This is a genomic window from Mycobacterium sp. SMC-13 (assembly GCF_045311035.1).
Lineage (GTDB): Bacteria > Actinomycetota > Actinomycetes > Mycobacteriales > Mycobacteriaceae > Mycobacterium.
This window is the reverse complement of sequence record NZ_JBJIAI010000016.1, coordinates 21,982-39,275: the sequence shown is the minus strand read 5'-3', so window position 1 is coordinate 39,275 and position 17,294 is coordinate 21,982. Positions and strand designations below refer to the sequence as shown.

At 68.1% G+C, this 17,294-nt stretch carries 18 protein-coding genes; 11 read left to right on the top strand and 7 right to left on the bottom strand.

The genetic code is table 11. The features are described 5' to 3' along the window. Nucleotides 1–41 precede the first annotated feature (41 nt). The 3 genes from ACJH6I_RS21590 to ACJH6I_RS21580 form a co-directional block, all read right to left on the bottom strand. Nucleotides 42–1,205, bottom strand: coding sequence for a DUF2306 domain-containing protein (locus ACJH6I_RS21590; protein WP_406784468.1), 1,164 nt, complete (start codon nt 1,203–1,205; stop codon nt 42–44). A gap of 114 nt (nt 1,206–1,319) precedes the next feature. Then, nucleotides 1,320–2,570, bottom strand: coding sequence for a cytochrome P450 (locus ACJH6I_RS21585; protein ID WP_406784467.1), 1,251 nt, complete (start codon nt 2,568–2,570; stop codon nt 1,320–1,322). A gap of 60 nt (nt 2,571–2,630) precedes the next feature. Beyond that, complete coding sequence (locus tag ACJH6I_RS21580; RefSeq protein WP_318985521.1) at nt 2,631–3,497, bottom strand: ribokinase; 867 nt, start codon at nt 3,495–3,497, stop codon at nt 2,631–2,633. Nucleotides 3,498–3,553: 56 nt separating this feature from the next. Here ACJH6I_RS21580 and ACJH6I_RS21575 point away from each other — a divergent pair, with 56 nt between their 5' ends. The 9 genes from ACJH6I_RS21575 (at nt 3,554) to ACJH6I_RS21535 (ending at nt 10,892) form a co-directional block, all read left to right on the top strand. Continuing rightward, nucleotides 3,554–4,801, top strand: a complete 1,248-nt coding sequence (locus ACJH6I_RS21575; RefSeq protein WP_212812297.1) for a glutamate-5-semialdehyde dehydrogenase — start codon at nt 3,554–3,556, stop codon at nt 4,799–4,801. A 12-nt stretch (nt 4,802–4,813) separates the two neighbouring features. Further along, nucleotides 4,814–5,704, top strand: coding sequence for a MoxR family ATPase (locus ACJH6I_RS21570; protein WP_212812296.1), 891 nt, complete (start codon nt 4,814–4,816; stop codon nt 5,702–5,704). A 10-nt stretch (nt 5,705–5,714) separates the two neighbouring features. Next, nucleotides 5,715–7,160 carry a VWA domain-containing protein gene (locus ACJH6I_RS21565; RefSeq protein ID WP_318985520.1) on the top strand — a complete coding sequence of 482 codons (1,446 nt, stop codon included), beginning with the start codon at nt 5,715–5,717 and terminating at the stop codon, nt 7,158–7,160. A gap of 70 nt (nt 7,161–7,230) precedes the next feature. Then, nucleotides 7,231–7,845 (top strand): nicotinate-nucleotide adenylyltransferase, encoded by a 615-nt coding sequence (gene nadD / locus ACJH6I_RS21560; protein ID WP_406784485.1) that lies wholly within the window; start codon nt 7,231–7,233, stop codon nt 7,843–7,845. Then, the gene (rsfS, locus tag ACJH6I_RS21555; RefSeq protein WP_318985519.1) at nt 7,842–8,264 is read left to right on the top strand and encodes a ribosome silencing factor; all 423 of its coding nucleotides are present in this window, start codon (nt 7,842–7,844) and stop codon (nt 8,262–8,264) included. Before nadD ends, rsfS begins: the two co-directional genes overlap by 4 nt. Next, the gene (gene gpgP / locus ACJH6I_RS21550) at nt 8,261–8,929 is read left to right on the top strand and encodes a glucosyl-3-phosphoglycerate phosphatase (RefSeq protein ID WP_318985518.1); all 669 of its coding nucleotides are present in this window, start codon (nt 8,261–8,263) and stop codon (nt 8,927–8,929) included. The genes rsfS and gpgP overlap by 4 nt, the downstream gene beginning before the upstream one ends. Next, a complete protein-coding gene (gene octT, locus ACJH6I_RS21545) occupies nt 8,919–9,671 on the top strand; it encodes a diglucosylglycerate octanoyltransferase (RefSeq protein ID WP_406784466.1) in 753 nt (250 codons plus the stop codon). Before gpgP ends, octT begins: the two co-directional genes overlap by 11 nt. Before the next feature lie 2 nt (nt 9,672–9,673). After that, nucleotides 9,674–10,510, top strand: a complete 837-nt coding sequence (locus tag ACJH6I_RS21540; protein ID WP_212812291.1) for a DegV family protein — start codon at nt 9,674–9,676, stop codon at nt 10,508–10,510. Between the two features lie 175 nt (nt 10,511–10,685). Next, entirely contained in the window at nt 10,686–10,892 is a 207-nt protein-coding gene (locus tag ACJH6I_RS21535) for a hypothetical protein (RefSeq protein ID WP_318985516.1), read from the top strand. Between the two features lie 11 nt (nt 10,893–10,903). On the opposite strand, the gene ACJH6I_RS21530 is transcribed toward ACJH6I_RS21535, so the two are convergent. From ACJH6I_RS21530 to ACJH6I_RS21515, 4 genes are all read right to left on the bottom strand, one after another. Continuing rightward, nucleotides 10,904–11,953, bottom strand: coding sequence for a dihydrodipicolinate reductase (locus ACJH6I_RS21530; RefSeq protein WP_064979341.1), 1,050 nt, complete (start codon nt 11,951–11,953; stop codon nt 10,904–10,906). A 102-nt stretch (nt 11,954–12,055) separates the two neighbouring features. Next, nucleotides 12,056–12,610 carry a DUF4865 family protein gene (locus ACJH6I_RS21525; protein ID WP_346414384.1) on the bottom strand — a complete coding sequence of 185 codons (555 nt, stop codon included), beginning with the start codon at nt 12,608–12,610 and terminating at the stop codon, nt 12,056–12,058. A gap of 130 nt (nt 12,611–12,740) precedes the next feature. Beyond that, a complete protein-coding gene (locus ACJH6I_RS21520; RefSeq protein ID WP_346414385.1) occupies nt 12,741–13,313 on the bottom strand; it encodes a helix-turn-helix domain-containing protein in 573 nt (190 codons plus the stop codon). 162 nt (nt 13,314–13,475) lie between these two features. Beyond that, a complete protein-coding gene (locus ACJH6I_RS21515; RefSeq protein WP_346414386.1) occupies nt 13,476–14,792 on the bottom strand; it encodes a hypothetical protein in 1,317 nt (438 codons plus the stop codon). A gap of 197 nt (nt 14,793–14,989) precedes the next feature. Between ACJH6I_RS21515 and ACJH6I_RS21510 the strand changes: the two genes are divergently transcribed. Together ACJH6I_RS21510 and ACJH6I_RS21505 are read left to right on the top strand one after the other, a co-directional pair. Next, nucleotides 14,990–15,808: a ComEA family DNA-binding protein gene (locus tag ACJH6I_RS21510; protein ID WP_406784465.1), complete on the top strand. Its 819-nt coding sequence runs from the start codon at nt 14,990–14,992 to the stop codon at nt 15,806–15,808. After that, nucleotides 15,805–17,274, top strand: coding sequence for a ComEC/Rec2 family competence protein (locus tag ACJH6I_RS21505; RefSeq protein ID WP_346414388.1), 1,470 nt, complete (start codon nt 15,805–15,807; stop codon nt 17,272–17,274). The genes ACJH6I_RS21510 and ACJH6I_RS21505 overlap by 4 nt, the downstream gene beginning before the upstream one ends. Nucleotides 17,275–17,294 lie beyond the last annotated feature (20 nt).

Below are 17,294 nucleotides of genomic sequence, written 5' to 3'. Positions count from 1 at the left end.
ATGAATCGCGTTCTGTGGATAACTTGCTGAGGCGGACGCGCTCAGGCGGCGGCCAGCACGTTCGGCTCATCGAGGTCGTCGTCGGTCCGGCGCTGCGACCGCGCGGCCGCATGCACCACCAACGCGAAGGCGACGGTGATCGGGATGACCGGGCCGTCCATGCCGCCGGCGAGGACGGCGTCGGCCGTGGTGAAGGCGGGCGGCACGATCTGCGCGTACAAGCTCGCAGCGGTGGGCGCGGCGGCGAAACCCCACAGGAGCCAGCGCCACTGCCGTTCGCGTGCCGCGTCGCCCGCGGTGCGCGCACGGACCACCCCGCGCGCGGCGATCGCGATGGTGATCCAGGCGGGCACCAGATGAAAAAGCACGAGGCCGTGCGGGATCGGCGCCGGCAATCGGAGGACCAGCGCGGTGTAGGCCAGCGAGCCGACAACGGCCAACGCGACCGCCGCACCGTACGTCCATGTCGGGACGGAACGAACGCCGGCCTCCGGCGTCGCCTGCTTGGTCAGCATGAACGCGAACACCGCGCTACCGGGCGCGGCGACACCGAGGATGATGGAACCCACGCCGATGTTGGTCAGCAGATCGTGTTGCGGGATAAGCGGTTGTATCCCGATCCAGATGACGCGCAGCAACGGCGCCGTCATCATGAGAGCAATGCCGTAGGTCATCCAGGCCTGGTGTGTGATCACGTCGCGGCGGCGGATCGCGTAGACCGCGTACCACGCGCTGCCGAGCGTGCCGATTGCCAAGGCGCGCAACTGCGTTTCGAATGCCGGCCCGATGAAATGCTGTGCCGGCGGCGTGAGGTATAGGAACACCAACGCGGTCAGCATGCTGACGGACATCAGTGCGAGATAGCCGCGGCCGATCCAGCGGTGTACGGCCGGCCAGCGGGTGCGCAGTCGTGACGAGAACTGAAACAGCCCGAGCGTCAAGGCAAGTCCGGCCAGGGTGGTGTGCACCATGAGGACCACGCGATGCTCGGCGTAGGCGCCATGACGAACCGATTCGACCGACCCGTTTCCGAGGGCGTAGCCATCGCCGTTGATCGCGGAGTTTACGACGTCCTGCCAACGCGACAAGCCGGGCGTGAAAAGTGGCCAGGTGTAATTGAGTGCGAGCGGCACATAGAAGGCGGCGATGGCGACCGTGAGCACGAAGAATCGCCGTGACACCGCGATTCCTTTGTGGCCGTCCATTTGAACGTCAGATTCTAGGGCCACCCAGGGCAAACCCGCAGTATTTGCTGACGTTGGACTGGCGCGTGGGTTTCGAGTGGTAGCGCGTTCAACCGGCGAGTGCAGGCAGCTCGCTCAGGAGGCCGCCCGCAATGACCCATCGACCGGATCGAAGGCGATGGGCAGGGTGAGCGGTCCGCTCAGGCCCACCAACGGTTTCCACGGCACCGGTCCTGTCACCCGAGCGTTGGGCATGCGCTGCGTCATCAGGGTGAGCGCTTCGGCCAGCTCCATCTTGGCCAGGTGCACGCCGAGGCAGTAGTGCATCCCGGCGCCGAAGGTCTGCATCGCCGGGGCGCCCGCGCGGGTGATGTCGAGGCGGTCGGGGTCGTCGTACACGGCGGGGTCGCGATTGGCTGCGCCGGTGTTCACCTGCATGAAAGTTCCTGCGGGGATGAGCATTCCGGCAAGTTCGACGTCCTCACGGGCCATCCGCAGCGAGCTGATCACGATGGGCGAGTGCCGCATGGTCTCTTCGACGGCGCGGTCGGCCAGGTCGGGATGTGTACCCAGCAAGGCCCACTGATCGGGGTGCTCGCACAACACCTGTACCGAGGCGGCAACCTGGTTGCGAGTGGTGTCGGTGCCAGCCGCCAGCAGGCCGGTCGAGAGCATCCGCAGTTCATCGGCGCTGAGCCGGTCGCCGTCCTCCTCGGCGCGGATGAGGTCCGAGAGGAGATCGTCGGTGAGGTGGTCGCGGCGACGGGCCACCATGTCGTCGATGTAGTCGTCGAGGGCCTGCCACGCGGTCAGGATTGCGGCCTCGTGTTCGGCGACATGCCAGTCGAACGCGTGCATGAAATCGTCGACCCAGACCGACAATTGCTCCCAGTCCTCGGCTGGGGCGCCGAGCAGCGCGCAGATGACCGGGGTCGGGTACTGCCGCGCGATGTCGGTCACGACGTCGCAGTGGCCGCGCGCCACCTGGCGGTCGATCAGGTCGCTGACGACGTCGATGACCGTGGTGCGCAAGCGTTCGATGGCGCGGCGGCTGAAAGCGGTGGCAACCAGTCGACGCAGTCGGGTGTGCTCGGGACCGTCGATGCTGATGATCGACGAGCTGACCCGGTCCCACACCGGACCCGACGTGATGCCCTGCGCGACGAGGAACATGCCCTGGGGAATCCGGAAGCGCGGGTCCCGCAGCACCTCGTGGGCCAGGTCATAGGTCAGTACCTCCGGTCCGTGCGGCCCGATCGCGATCGGCGACTGTGCACGCGCGGGCGCGAGGATCGCCTGCGCTTCGTCCGGGCCGTGCGCGCCCGAATAGTCGATCGCCGGAAGCGTGACGTCGAAGACGCTCGGAATACCGCTGGCAATGGTCATGCGTCGACTATCCGGCGTCGCGGCCGGCAGATCATCCGCCAAGTGGCGTATATCTGCGCGTCAGTTTGGCGCGTCGTCTTCCAGCGCGTCCTCGATGACCTCGTCTCGCGGTGCGCAATCGCCGGCACCGGGGGTCAGGGTGGCGAGCGCGCCGGCTGTGACGGCCCGCCGGAGGGCATGCGAGGGGTCCGCGGTCCAACCCGCAGCCAGAACGCCGGCGAAGACATCACCCGCGCCCGTGGTGTCGACGGCTTCGACCTGGGGCGCCGGGACATGTGTCTCACCGTCAGCCGTGCGGTGCTCCGCGCCGTCGGCGCCCCGCGTGATCACCAGGTGTGGGACGGGCCAATGCCATTGGGCGGCTTCGGTTTCGTTGACGATCACCACGTCGGTGACGGCGGCCAGCGCGGCGAGCACCTCCGGATCGGTGCCGGCAGGAGAGGCGTTCAGCACGACCGTCGCGCCGGCGTCCTTCGCCAGCCGCGCCGCCGCCAGCGCGGTGGCCGGCGGGATCTCCAGCTGCAGCAACAGCACGTCGCAATCGGCGACCACCGCGCGAACGTGTGCGGAGTCCAGGGTCAGGTGCCCGTTGGCGCCCGGCGCCACCACGATCATGTTTTCGGCGTTGTTGCCGACCATGATCGCCGCGGTACCACTCGGGACCGGCAGGCTTACGGTCCCGACCAGACCGACGCCGTTGTCCTGCAAGTGCTTTCGCAGCGCCCCGCCCGTGGCGTCGGCCCCGAGCGCGGCGACGAGCTGGACATCGGCACCCGCCCGGGCCGCCGCGACGGCCTGATTGCCGCCCTTGCCGCCGGGCTCCGAATGCAATGACGACGCCAGCACCGTCTGTCCCGGTCCCGGCAGGTCGGCCAAATCGAAGACCAGGTCCATGTTCACGCTGCCCACGACAGTGATGCGAGTCACCGGGCCACCGTAGCCCCGACCGGCCCGGACCGCCGATACCTCGTTACCCTGGGTTAATGAGTGTGCACGCAGCTACGGACACCGATCTGCGCCAACAGGTGCATGACGCCGCCCGGCGGGCCCGCGTCGCGTCGCGCGTGCTGGCCACACTGACCACCGAAGCCAAGAACCGCGCGCTGCACGCCGCGGCCGATGCCGTGCTCGCCGCCGCGGACCTGGTGCTCGCCGCCAACGCCGAGGACATCGACGCCGCACGCGCCGCCGGCACCGCCGAGGCGATGATCGACCGCCTGGCCCTGAACCCCCAGCGCCTCGACGGCATCGCCGCCGGATTGCGGCAGGTCGCCGGGCTGCCGGACCCCGTGGGTCAGGTGCTGCGCGGCAGCACGCTGCCCAATGGCCTCCAGATTCGTCAGCAGCGGGTGCCGCTCGGCGTGGTCGGCATGGTCTACGAGAGCCGCCCCAACGTGACGGTCGACGCCTTCGGCCTGGCGCTGAAGTCCGGCAACGCGGCGCTGCTGCGTGGCAGCTCGTCGGCAGCCCGGTCGAATGCGGCTCTGGTCACCGCACTGCGGGCGGCGCTGGCCGCCGAGGGCCTGCCCGAGGACGCGGTGCAGCTGCTGCCCAGCGAGGACCGCGCCAGCGTCACCCACCTGATCCAGGCTCGCGGCCTGGTCGACGTCGTGATCCCGCGCGGCGGCGCCGGCCTGATCGACGCCGTGGTGCGCGACGCCACCGTGCCGACCATCGAGACGGGCGTCGGTAACTGCCACGTCTACGTTCACGAGGCCGCCGATCTCGACATGGCCGAGAGCATCCTGCTGAACTCCAAGACCCGCCGTCCCAGCGTGTGCAACTCGGCCGAGACCCTCCTGGTGGACCGGGCCATCGCCGACACCGCGCTGCCGCGGCTGGTGACCGCGCTGCAGGACGCCGGGGTGACGGTGCATCTGGACCCGAGCGAGGACGAGCTGCGCGCCGAGTTCCTGTCACTGGACATGGCGGTGGCCGTGGTGGACGGTGTCGACGGCGCCATCGCGCATGTCAACGAGTACGGCACCGGGCACACCGAGGCGATCGTCACGACCAATCTTGCTGCGGCCCAGCGGTTCTCCGAACAGGTGGACGCTGCCGCCGTGATGGTCAACGCGTCGACGGCCTTCACCGACGGTGAGCAGTTCGGCTTCGGCGCCGAGATCGGCATCTCGACCCAGAAGCTGCACGCGCGCGGTCCGATGGGGCTGCCGGAACTGACCTCCACCAAATGGATCGTGTGGGGCGACGGCCAGACCCGGCCCGTGTAAGAGGAGAAGAACTTGAGTACACCCGCTCGTTCGGTGCCGCTGTTCGGCGAGAATGCCGCCATCGACGACGTCGCCAAGCGACTCACCGAAACCGGATACCTGCCCGACACCGCAACGGCCACAGCGGTTTTCCTGGCGGACCGGCTGGGCAAGCCGCTGCTGATCGAAGGGCCGGCGGGTGTCGGCAAGACCGAACTGGCCCGGGCCATCGCCCAGTGCACGGGGTCGGAGCTGGTGCGGCTGCAGTGCTACGAGGGCGTCGACGAGGCCCGCGCGCTGTATGAGTGGAACCACGCCAAGCAGATCCTGCGGATCCAATCGGGTCAGCAGTCTGGTGACTGGGACCAGACCAAGATGGACGTGTTCAGCGAGGAGTTCCTGCTGAGCCGGCCGCTGCTGACGGCCATCCGCCGCACGGAGCCCACCGTGCTGCTGATCGACGAGACCGACAAGGCCGACATCGAGATCGAAGGCCTGCTGCTGGAGATCCTGTCCGACTTCGCCGTCACCGTGCCCGAACTCGGCACCATCAAGGCGCAGCAGACTCCGCTGGTCGTGCTGACGTCGAACGCCACCCGCGAACTGTCCGAGGCGCTCAAGCGTCGCTGCCTGTTCCTGCACATCGACTTCCCCGACCCCGACCTGGAACGGCGCATCCTGTTGTCCCGGGTACCCGAGCTGCCGGAGAAGATCGCCGACGAGCTGGTCCGGATCATCGGCGTGCTGCGCGGCATGCAGCTCAAGAAGCTGCCGTCGGTCGCCGAGACCATCGACTGGGGCCGGACGGTATTGGCGTTGGGCATGGACACCATCGATGACGAGATGATCGCCGCGACGCTGGGTGTGGTGCTCAAACACCAGTCAGATCAGCAGCGCGCCATCGGCGAGTTGAAGCTGAACTAGGGGAGTCCGCATGGCCGTCGCCCGCACGCCCGCGCAACCGCTTGCCCCGCATGGCATTCCGGGCCACCTCGTGGGGTTCGTGGAGGCCCTGCGCAAGGTGGGCATCAACGTCGGGCCGTCGGAGACCGTCGACGCCGGCCGGGTGATGGCCACCCTGGGACTGGGTGACCGCATGGTGCTGCGCGAGGGTCTGGCGTGTGCGGTGCTGCGCCGGCCCGACCACCGCGAGACGTACAACGCGCTGTTCGACCTGTGGTTCCCCGCGGCCATGGGAGACCGGGCGGTCTTGGAACTCGACGACGACGAGGATCCGGAGAACCGGCCCGACCGGATCCCGCCCGAGGACGTCGAGGGCATGCGCGCGGCGCTGATCGACCTGCTGTCCGACGCGGACATGGCGAACCTCGACGACCGCCTGATGGCGATGATCGCGCAGATCGTCGACGCCTACGGCAAGTACAACTCGAGCCGCGGCCCGTCGTACTCGTCGTATCAGGCGCTCAAGGCCATGGGGCTGGACCAGCTCGAAGGCAAGCTGCTGGCCGGACTGCTGGCGCCGTACGGCGACGAGCCCACGCCCACGCAGGAGCAGATCGCCAAAGCGATTGCCGCCAAGCGTATTTCGCAGCTGCGGCACATGGTCGAGTCGGAGACCAAGCGGCGCACCGCCGAGCAGATCGGCCGCGACCACGTGCAGACCTACGGCATTCCGCAGCTGGCCGAGAACGTCGAATTCCTCAGGGCGTCAGGCGATCAGCTGCGGCAGATGCGCAATGTCGTTGCGCCGCTGGCCCGTACGCTGGCCACCCGGCTCGCGGCGCGTCGGCGTCGTTCCCATGCCGGCCAGATCGACCTGCGCAAGACACTGCGCAAGTCGATGTCGACCGGCGGCGTGCCCATCGAGGTCGTCCTCAAGAAACCGCACCCGGCCCGTCCCGAGCTGGTGGTGCTGTGCGACGTGTCCGGCTCCGTCGCGGGCTTCAGCCACTTCACGCTGATGCTGGTACATGCCCTGCGCCAGCAGTTCTCGCGGGTGCGGGTCTTCGCCTTCATCGACACCACCGACGAAGTCACCGAGCTGTTCGGCCCCGACGCCGACCTGGCCGTCGCGGTGCAGAAGATCACCCGCGAGGCCGCCGTCTACACGCGGGACGGGCACTCGGACTACGGCCACGCGTTCGTCTCGTTCATGGACAAGTGGCCCAATGCGCTCTCGCCCCGCACGGCCCTGCTGGTGCTCGGCGACGGCCGCAACAACTACCGCAACCCGCAGGCCGACCTGCTGGCACACATGGTGAACGCCAGCCGGCACGCGCACTGGCTCAACCCCGAGCCCAAGCACCTGTGGGGCAGCGGCGACTCGGCGACGGCCAAGTACCAGGACGTCATCACCATGCACGAATGCCGGTCCGCCAAGCAGCTCGCGTCGGTGATCGACAACCTGCTGCCCGTCTGATTCCCGCAAACACGCACGTTCGCGGGTATCAGGGGCTCCAGTAAGCTGGCCAATCGTGACTCGACGCAGGCTGGGCGTGATGGGTGGGACGTTCGACCCCATCCACCATGGACACCTCGTCGCGGCCAGCGAGGTGGCCGACCTGTTCGAACTCGACGAAGTGATCTTCGTGCCGACCGGGCAGCCCTGGCAGAAGCGCGATCGGCACGTCACCGCCGCCGAGGACCGGTACCTGATGACGGTCATCGCGACGGCCGCCAACCCGCGGTTCTCCGTGAGCCGGGTCGACATCGACCGCGGCGGCCCGACCTACACCAAGGACACCCTGCGCGACCTGGCCCGGCAGAACCCGGACACCGACCTGTTCTTCATCACCGGCGCCGACGCGCTGGCCTCGATCCTGTCGTGGCAGAACTGGGAGGAACTGTTCTCCACGGCCCGGTTCATCGGGGTCAGCCGGCCCGGCTACGAGCTGGACGGGAAACACATCGAGGCGGCACAGAAAGAACTGCCGCTCGATGCCCTGACCCTGGTCGAGGTGCCTGCGCTGGCCATCTCGTCGAGCGACTGCCGTCGCCGCGCCCAGGCCAACCGGCCCATCTGGTACCTGGTGCCCGACGGCGTCGTCCAATACGTGTCCAAACGTGGGCTCTACCAAGCCACGAACAAGCAGGAGAATTCATGACGGCCACCCCCGAAGCCCTCAGCATGGCGACCGTCGCCGCCCGTGCGGCCGCCGCCAAGCTCGGCGAGAACATCAGCGTCATCGACGTCTCGGATCAGTTGGTCATCACCGACTACTTCGTCATCGCTTCCGCGTCCAACGACCGCCAGGTCAACGCCATCGTCGACGAGGTCGAGGAGAAGATGCGCTGGGCGGGCCACAAGCCGGCCCGTCGCGAGGGTGCCCGCGAGGGCCGCTGGGTGCTGCTCGACTACGTCGACATCGTGGTGCACATCCAGCACCAGGAGGAGCGCGAGTACTACGCGCTCGACCGGCTGTGGCGGGACTGTCCGGCCGTCGAGGTCGACCTCGACGGTGAGCTGCCGGTCAACCCCGACGGAGACGACCCGTCCGACGAGTCCGCCGAGGGCCGAGAGTGAGGAACCGCCGCCTCCTGCTGCTGCGTCACGGTCAGACGGAGTACAACGCCACCAGCCGGATGCAGGGCCAGCTCGACACCGACCTCAGTGATCTGGGCCGGGCGCAGGCGGTGGCAGCGGCCGAGGTGCTGGCCAAGCGCCAGCCCCTGGTGATCGTTTCGTCCGATCTGCGTCGCGCCCTCGACACCGCGACGACGCTGGGGGACCAGGCCGGCATGCCGGTGTCGATCGACGAGCGGCTACGCGAGACGCACCTCGGGGACTGGCAAGGCCTGACCCATCACGAGGTCGACGACATTGCGCCCGGTGCGCGGCTGGCCTGGCGTGACGATGCCCGCTGGGCGCCGCACAACGGCGAGAGCCGCGTGGACGTGGCGAGACGCAGCCTCCCGGTGGTTCAGGAGCAGCTGCGCAATCTGCCCGAATGGGGAGTCGACGAGGTCGACCGACCCGTGGTGCTCGTCGCGCACGGCGGGTTGATCGCCGCGCTGACCGCGGCTCTGCTGGAGCTGCCCGTCGACAACTGGCCGGTGCTCGGCGGCATGGGCAACGCCAGCTGGGTGCAGCTGTCGGGGCACAGTGCCGGGCTGGCCGACGACGATCCGGTGAAGTGGCGGCTGGACGTGTGGAACGCCTCGGCTCAGGTGGCCAACGATGTCCTCTGACACGCCGGCTGCCTCGAAGAAGCCCGTCCTTCTCGTCTTCTGCGACTCGCTGTCCTACTACGGCCCGACCGGCGGGCTGCCGTCCGACGATCCACGCATCTGGCCCAACATCGTTGCGTCCCAACTCGGTTGGGACCTCGAGCTGATCGGCCGCATCGGCTGGACCTGCCGCGACGTGTGGTGGGCCGCGACGCAGGATCCGCGGTCGTGGGCGGCGTTGCCGAAGGCCGGCGCGGTGATCTTCGCGACGTGCGGCATGGACTCGCTGCCGTCGCCGTTGCCGACGGCACTGCGGGAACTGATCCGCTACGTGCGGCCGCCGTGGCTGCGCCGCATCGTGCGCGACGGTTACGGCTGGCTGCAGCCGCGGCTGTCACCGATCGCGCGGCCCGCGCTGCCGGCGCACCTGACGGTCGAATATCTCGAAGAGACCCGCGGGGCAATCGATTTCAACCGCCCGGGCATTCCGTTCGTCGCCACCATCCCGTCGGTGCACATCGCGGAGACCTACGGCAGCTCGCACCGCTGGCGCGACGCCACCGTCGCGGCGATCACCGATTGGGCTGAGGGGAAGCAGATTCCGGTCGTCGACCTCAAGGCCGCCGTCGGTGACGAGGTGATGTCGGGCCGCGCCAACCCGGACGGTATCCACTGGAACTTCGAGGCGCACCGTGCCGTCGCCGAACTGATGCTCAAGGGGCTGGCCGAGGCCGGTGTGGTGTCGCAGCGGACCGACGACTAGCCATGGCAGTGGTGGTGGTCACCGACTCGTCGGCTCGGCTTGACCCAGATGAGTTGAAGCGCTGGGACATCCGGGTCGTGCCGCTGCATGTGCTGCAGGACGGCACCGACTACCAGGACGGGATCGACCCGATTCCGCAGGACATCCAGGACCGGTCGCATGTGTCCACCTCGGGCGCGGCGCCCGCGGATCTGACCGACGTCTACAAGCAGGCGCTGGCCGACAGCGGCGGCGACGGCGTCGTGGCGGTGCATCTGTCGGCCGGTCTGTCGAGCACGTTCAGTTCCGCCGCGGCCGTGGGCCGTGAGCTGGGTTCGTCTGTGCGCGTGGTCAATTCGCGATCGGCGGCGATGGGGGTCGGCTTCGTCGCGCTGGCTGCAGCCCGCGCTGCAGCGGCCGGCGCGGATCTGGATGCCGTTGAGGCGCTGGCGCGTGCGGAATCCGGGCGGCAGCACGGGTTCATCGTCGTCCACCGTTTGGACAACCTGCGGCGTAGTGGCCGCATCGGCACCGCCGCGTCCTGGCTCGGCACCGCATTGTCGCTGAAGCCGTTGCTGCAGTTGGACATCGACGGCCGGCTGGTGCTCGATCAGCGAATCCGAACCGTGGCCAAGGCTCATGCCGCGATGATCGAACGGGTGGTCGCGCTGGTCGGTGAGCGGCCCGCAGCGATCGCCGTACACCACGTCGACAACCACGACGACGCCGCGCAGATCGGCGCCGCACTGACTTCCCGCCTGCCCCAGGTCGATTCACTTGTCGTGACCGACATGGGGCCGGTGCTGGCGGTGCATGTCGGCTCCGGCGCCGTCGGCGTCATCGTCAATACGCAGGACTAGCGGCCCCGGCAGCGGGGAGCTTTTCCGGCAGTCGGCCAACAACTACGCGGGTAAGCGCGCGGCGCTGGTCGGTTTTCGAGTACCCGTCTACTCGCGATCCGGCGCCGTCGTCGTCGCACTCTGAAATCCCGCGCGGCACTCCGTCGCCGCGAACCCCGATTGAAAGGTGACGACGATGAGCCACACACTGAACCTCGGCTGGACCCACGCCCTGCCGTTTCACGCACCCACGGTGCCCCAGTGGATCACCAACATGGAGCGCTCCGTCGGCCAGGCCATGCACCGGCTGGCCGACGAGCACCACCCGGAGAACCCGGTCTACGAGACACACTTCGACTTCATCGAAGACGCGCTCATGGCGCGCGAAATGTACCGGCTGTGAATGCTTTTGGACTAGCCGGCGAACCGGCCGGTGACCGGCGGCAGATCTTTTAGCGTCAGGATGCCCGGCGCTGCCGCCACCACCGCAGGTACTGCGTTGGTGGCCGGCAGCGCGGTGTAGATCATGCCGAGACCGTTGAGGCTCACCTCGCTCCAGTCCTTCGACGGCAGGCAGTACACGACTGTGCGCATGTTGGGCACGCCGAACACCTGGATCACGTGACCGTGCGCCACGGGCTTCGGCGGGGTGACGTGCTCGCCCATGATCCAGTTGAAGCCGACGCTGACGACGTTCTTGTCGCCGACCCAACCGCGGTGATAGCCGTAGACGCTGGCGACCGTGCCCTTGGGGATCTGCATGAACCCGAGGTCGGAATCCTCGGTCGCCGGGGTGAAGGTGACGTCGAAGGTGATCCGGTCCAGCTTGGCTCCGATGGCATCGGCCATCATCGCGGCTGACTCGGCGAACACCTCGCTCTCCAGGCGCACGCTCTCGGCCAGGCCCGGTGTCTCGGGGTCCTTGCCGAAACCCATCGCGGCCATGGTGCCGGCCGATTCGTAGACGCCGCAGTCGACCGACTCGGTGATACGGATTTCGTCGACGCTCTCGCACGCGCTGGACAGCACCATGCCCATCATGTTCGTCAGGCCGGGGTGTGCGCCGCTGCCGAAGATCGTGGAATTGCCTGCCTCGCAAGCCTTCTGGATGCGCGCGAGGTCCTCTGGGCTCTGCTTGCCGCCGGTGATCCAGGCTGCGGTCGAACACACATTGATGCCCGATTCGAGCAGGCGGACCAGCTCGTCGACGCTGGGCCAGATCGGGTTGTAGCAGCAGGCATCCGGCTTGAGCGCCACCAACTCTTCGATGTCGTTGGTGGCCTTGATTCCGGTGGGTTCGGGCCAACCGGCCAGTTCGGCGGCGTCCACCCCGACCTTCTCGGCGCCGTACGCGTAGACGCCGACCAATTCCATGTCGTCACGGGCGATGATGGCGTGCAGGGATCGCTTGCCGATGTTGCCGGTGGTCCACTGGATGACGCGGAGCGGGCGGTCGGTGGTCATGGAGGCCTCCTCGTTGGGGCTGTGCTTTCGCTAGACACTATGCCGCAGGTGTCTACCCGGTGGTCCCGGTGGTGGGCTGGAGCCGGCGGCGGTGCGAACCCGTCAGGCCGCGGAGACGTGCAGGACTTCGTAGGCGGCCATGTGGGTCAAGGTCTGATCGGGCTCCTCTGTCGAGAGTTCGACCTGGATGAGGGTCCAGCTGGTTATATCGACAGCGGTCACGAGGGCCACAGTGGTGTCTTCGACGTGCTCGAGAAACCGTTGGGTGATCGGATCCAGGCAATCGGACGGTGCGGCAGCGGAAGGCAGCGACGCAGACTTCACGGTGAGGCTGCGGGCTTGTGCGTAGGCGGCGGGGCCGTGGACGATCTTGTGAAGCGTCCAGTCTTGGATCGGTTGCCGGCCGAAGTCTCGAACGATGGCGGAATAGCCCGGCTCGCCCCAGCAAAAGTTGCGCATGCCGTCGATGTCGCGCCAGACATAGAACGGGGCGTACGCGTTTCGGGGAGCGCCTTGGGATTTCTCCTGGATCAAGTAGGCCTTGAACTCGAGGCTGGCGAAGCCGTCGAAGAGGTGGCCGGTCCTGCGCACCCGGTTCCGGATGATGCCCATGTCGTAGTCGGTGGGCAATGCGATCTGATATTGCATGGCGTACATCAGTGATGCCTCTTGGTCGCCTGGACGTGGGCCCGGTCAGCAACAGGCTCGTACCACGTTGTGGTGGTTCCGTCGGTTGCGGTCTCCTGATGGGCCACGTGGGTCATGGCGGCATGCCCAGCTACGGCGGTCATCGCAGATTCCGGCTCTGTAGGAGGCCTGCAGCTCCTTGTACCGCCGCCTCGAAAGCAGCTGGGTCCTGTTGCGCCCGCGCGAGGACGTAGCCTCCCTGGACGGTCGCGACCACCATGGATGCGAGCTGATGTGCGTCTGTGGCGGCGGGGAACTCGCGCTCGTCAATGCCCTGGCCAATGACCTGAGCGATGCGGTCGACCAACCAGCCGAGGGTCTCTGCAACCGGGCGGAGAAGATCTGGTGTCGCCAAAACATCGGCGTCGTAGGTCATGCGCCCCATGCGGCAGCCCCGCAACGAATCGCGCTGGCGTTCTAGGTAAGCGATCACCCGCTCGAGTGCCGTCCCGTCACCCGAGAGTAGAAGGTCAGCTTCGGCGCGCATCGTGGCTGCGCTCTCTGCCAAGGCTGTGGCCGCGAGCTCCTGTTTTCCGGCGAAGTGGTGGTACATGCTGCCCTGCCCTGCTTCCGCGCGGCTCAGGATGTCCTTTGGGCTGGTTGCCGCATAACCGCGTTCCCAGAGCAGCTCTTGAGTCGCGTTCACAAGACGGGCGCGTGTTTGCACAATCACGAAACATACGTACTAGTAGTTACAGTCGTCAAGTGAAAGGGTCCCGATTGCTGTGAGCCTGCGGGCGGACGGGCGCAGGGTGCGGAGGTTCAAGCGTCGCGGGAACGTCCAGCATCCGACATGGAGAGGCCTCGTCAGAACGGTCTGTGAGCTGGAGTCCGGTCACCCGTGCCAAATCCGGTCGTGCTCGGCGTGGGTCGACAGATACGCCCCGGGCTGGAAATGCGTGTCGTAGAACCCGAGGTCGATGTGTTGTGCCTGAAGGTAATTCATGATGTGCACGGTGGGTACGGTGCCGGGAAACTTGCCGAACGTATCGTCGATGTATTGCGCGGCGATGGTGAGCAAGGTGATGAACTGCTCGTCGTGCCCAGCCGCGGCCGAACGCACGGCCCGCGAATCCCGCCACGGCCCTGGGGTGTCCGGGTGAAAAGGCCCGCCGGGGCCGAATTTTCGGTCGGCGAAGGCGCGCACCGCAGCCGCGATGTCCGGGTAGTGCGGGCGGCTGTACGTTTCGAAAACGCCGTCCAGCCCCGTCGGATTGGGCAGTGCCCACCGTTCGTCGGTTTGGACGTTGAATCCCAGCGCGGGAACCTCCGGGTCGCCGGACGCGCCGAGGATGGTGAGCCGGTCGATACCGTCGAACGTCCAACCGCCCAGGCCCAGCGCCCCGAGTAGTAGGTGCCCGTTGTAGACGCTCGTCATCAACTCGGCGGTGGCTTCCGTGAGCGAGTACTGCTCGACGAAGGTCAGTGGGAAAGGGTCGTCGTCCCGGTGCGCCAGACCCGCGGCGGCCTCCTTCAATCCCGGGATCGGCCGGTTGTTGACGTCGTCATAGATCAGGTAGCCGTTCTGCAGGAAGAACGCCAGATTGGCCAAGAGATGTTGTGCGATGTCGGCGACCGGGATGACCAGCAGGGAGCCGGGGTGATTGGCGATCCACGTGTTGTGGCCTTCGAGGTACGGCTCCGACCGTGGAATGTGGATGCGATCGGTGGAGAGCTGGCGATAGGACGACGCCGTCGCGGCCAGCCAGTCGTCGATGTCGACCACGCCGTCGTTGACCGGCACTGTCGGTGCCGTGTCTCGGGACGACAGGAAGTAGGTGCCCGAGTCATCGGTGAAGAAGAACTCGACGATCTCGAAACCCGCGGCTGACGGGAACGTGCGACCTGATGCCGACCCGCTGTAGTTCGGGAACGCCGGTGCATATCCGGGATGGTGACTGATCCCGAAATGCCAGCCGGTTACACCGGTTACCGTCGCGAGGATCAGTGCGCGTTCGACCTCGTCGAGTGGTTCGACGTCGCGGCTACTGGTGTAGGCCAACGGTCCCGATGGGATGGAGCCGCCGACGGGGAAGCGCCGCGACCGCCTGCCCTGGATCGCGCTCAACAGCGGGAAGCTCGCCGCCGCGGCCAGCGCTTCGCGTTGCTGTGCGGTCAAACTCAAACGTGGCGAAGGTATTTGGGTCGTCATGGTCACCCCGACTCTAGGGCTCGCGGCGCATGTCGGCCCACAGTTCGGCGCACCACGATGCCAATTTTGGCGGCGATCGATCCGGTTGGGATCGAAGCCGCCCACTTTTATCCACAGAACGCGATTGATCCACAGGCCGCGCGTTGGGCGGCCTTTTGGCGCCGTTCCGGTCGGACGCGGTGCTTAACGTCGCGGGCATGGTCACTCAGACACCGGTCGATCGGGCGCAGCGCCGGCTGGCCGCGCAGCCCGGCGACGCGACGGACCCCGACGCAGAGCCCGACTCGAACGACGACACCTCGCTGTCGCGGTGGTTGCCCGACGCCATGCCTGGCAAGTCGGGGTGGCTCGCGACGGTGCGGGCCGACCCCGGGCGTGCGGGCGTCATCGCGCTCGCCGTGGTCGGCGTGGTCGCGGTCCTGGTGACCGTCATCGCAGTGCTCGGCGATGACAAGCCGCCGGTGACCGCGGCGAAACTGCCACCCGTACAGATGGTTTCGTCCTCCGTGCCTGGGACGCCCGCGCCCGCGGCCAAGGCTGAGGACGTCGTGGTCAGTGTGGCGGGCCTGGTTCACAAGCCGGGGCTGGTGACGCTGCCCGCCGGCGCCCGCATCGCTGACGCCGTCACCGCAGCTGGGGGAGCGCTGGCGGGAGCCGACCTCGTCGGGCTGAACATGGCCCGCAAGGTGGCCGACGGGGAGCAGATTCTGGTCGGCATCACCGCGCCGTTGGGTTCGCCCGCGGTGATGCGTAGTTCGGCGGGCGCGACGTCGGGGCCACCGGAGAAGGTGCCGCCCGGCGACGGAAGAGGCAGTGGTGCACAAGGACCCGTTGATCTGAACACCGCGACGGAGGAGCAGCTCGACGGTCTGCCCGGCATCGGTCCGGTCATGGCGAAAGCGATTGTGGCGTGGCGTGGTGCCAACGGCCGGTTCGCGAGTGTCGACCAGTTGGGCGAGGTCGACGGCATCGGGCCGGGCCGGCTGGAGAAACTGCGTGCCCTGGTCAAGGTGTGACGGCCAGCCCCGCGCCGGATGTCCCCGGCATCGACCTGCGGCTGGTGCCGGCCGCCGTGACGTGCTGGACGGTGACGGCGGCCGGCGTGTGGTGGGGGCCGTGGGCGGCGCTGGCGGCGGTGGTTGTTGCGGTGGCGGGCACCGTGGGAGTCGGGCTGTGGATGGGCTCGGTGCGCTGGCCCGCGGTGCTCGCCGTGGCGGCGGTGGGTGCGGCATTCGCGATTGTCGCGACGGTGCGGGTACACGCGGTCGACACCCACCCTTTGGCGGCGCGGTTCGGCACGACGGTGACGGTGACCGTCACGCCGTCGGAGTCGCCGAAGACCATCCAGGGTGGCCGCCTCATGTTCGCGGCGTCGTTGCAGAGGCTTCAGGAGGCCGAATCATCCGGGCGGGTCATGGTTTTCGCGCCGGCCGTCGGGTATTCGGAGGTCGGCGTGGGCCGCCCGATGGCGTTCCGGGCCAGGGTCACCCGGCCGAAGCGGCGCGACCTGTCGGTGGCGGTGCTGGCCGCCGTGGGCGCGCCCCGGTTCGGGACAGCCTCGACCGGGCAGCGCGCGGCGGCACACGTGCGGGCCGAATTCGGCGAGGCCGCGCGACTGGCGTTGCCGCCCGATCAGGCCGCGATGCTCCCTGGTCTGGTGCTCGGTGACGTGTCGGCGGTCGAGTCGGACACGACGGCCGCGTTCCGCCGGGCGGGGTTGACGCACTTGACGGCGGTCTCGGGCGCGAATGTGACCATCGTGTGCGGCGCGGTGCTCCTCAGCGCGGCGTTGGTGGGTCCGCGGATGGCAGTGGCGCTGGCCGCGGTCACGCTGTTCGCGTTCGTCGTCATCGTGCAACCTTCGCCGAGCGTATTACGGGCCGCGGCAATGGGTTCGGTGATGTTGCTGGGCATGCTGGTGCATCGGCGGCGGCAGGCGATCCCCGCGTTGTCGGCCAGCGTGCTGGTGCTCATGGTGCTCTCGCCGGCGCTCGCGGTGGACGCGGGCTTCGCGCTGTCCGTGGTGGCGACGGCGGGCCTCGTGGTCATCGCGCCGGGATGGTCGCGCCGACTGGTGGGCCGCGGTTGGCCGAAGCCGCTCGCCGACGCCGTGTGCGTCGCCGTTGCCGCACAACTCGTGACGGCGCCGTTGGTAGCGGCGATCTCGGGTAGCCTCAGTCTGGTCGCGGTGGCGGCCAATCTCCTTGTCGCCCCGGTTATTCCACCCATCACGATCCTCGGCACCGCGGCTGCGGCGGTGGCGTGGTGCTGGCCGGCCGCGGCGCAACTGTTGATCCGGTTCACCGGACCCGAACTGTGGTGGTTGTTGCATGTCGCGCGGCGGAGTGCCGCGGTTCCGGGCGCGGCGGTGAGTGTCCCGTCAGGTTGGGGCGGCGCGCTGCTGCTCGGCGCGACGACAGTGGGCGGCGCGCTGCTGCTGGCCGCGTGGCGCCGGCGACGGGGAAATGCGATCCGGCCATGAACTGGCGCGTCGCGTAGCAG

Excerpts from the sequence above, each read along its gene's own strand:
- ACJH6I_RS21565 (WP_318985520.1), top strand. The coding sequence starts at position 5,715 with ATGGCCGTCGCCCGCACGCCCGCGCAACCGCTTGCCCCGCATGGCATT.
- ACJH6I_RS21590 (WP_406784468.1), bottom strand. The coding sequence starts at position 1,205 with ATGGACGGCCACAAAGGAATCGCGGTGTCACGGCGATTCTTCGTGCTC.
- ACJH6I_RS21540 (WP_212812291.1), top strand. The coding sequence starts at position 9,674 with ATGGCAGTGGTGGTGGTCACCGACTCGTCGGCTCGGCTTGACCCAGAT.
- ACJH6I_RS21535 (WP_318985516.1), top strand. The coding sequence starts at position 10,686 with ATGAGCCACACACTGAACCTCGGCTGGACCCACGCCCTGCCGTTTCAC.
- ACJH6I_RS21515 (WP_346414386.1), bottom strand. The coding sequence starts at position 14,792 with ATGACGACCCAAATACCTTCGCCACGTTTGAGTTTGACCGCACAGCAA.
- ACJH6I_RS21530 (WP_064979341.1), bottom strand. The coding sequence starts at position 11,953 with ATGACCACCGACCGCCCGCTCCGCGTCATCCAGTGGACCACCGGCAAC.
- ACJH6I_RS21575 (WP_212812297.1), top strand. The coding sequence starts at position 3,554 with ATGAGTGTGCACGCAGCTACGGACACCGATCTGCGCCAACAGGTGCAT.
- ACJH6I_RS21585 (WP_406784467.1), bottom strand. The coding sequence starts at position 2,570 with ATGACCATTGCCAGCGGTATTCCGAGCGTCTTCGACGTCACGCTTCCG.
- ACJH6I_RS21510 (WP_406784465.1), top strand. The coding sequence starts at position 14,990 with ATGGTCACTCAGACACCGGTCGATCGGGCGCAGCGCCGGCTGGCCGCG.
- ACJH6I_RS21525 (WP_346414384.1), bottom strand. The coding sequence starts at position 12,610 with ATGTACGCCATGCAATATCAGATCGCATTGCCCACCGACTACGACATG.
- octT (WP_406784466.1), top strand. The coding sequence starts at position 8,919 with ATGTCCTCTGACACGCCGGCTGCCTCGAAGAAGCCCGTCCTTCTCGTC.
- rsfS (WP_318985519.1), top strand. The coding sequence starts at position 7,842 with ATGACGGCCACCCCCGAAGCCCTCAGCATGGCGACCGTCGCCGCCCGT.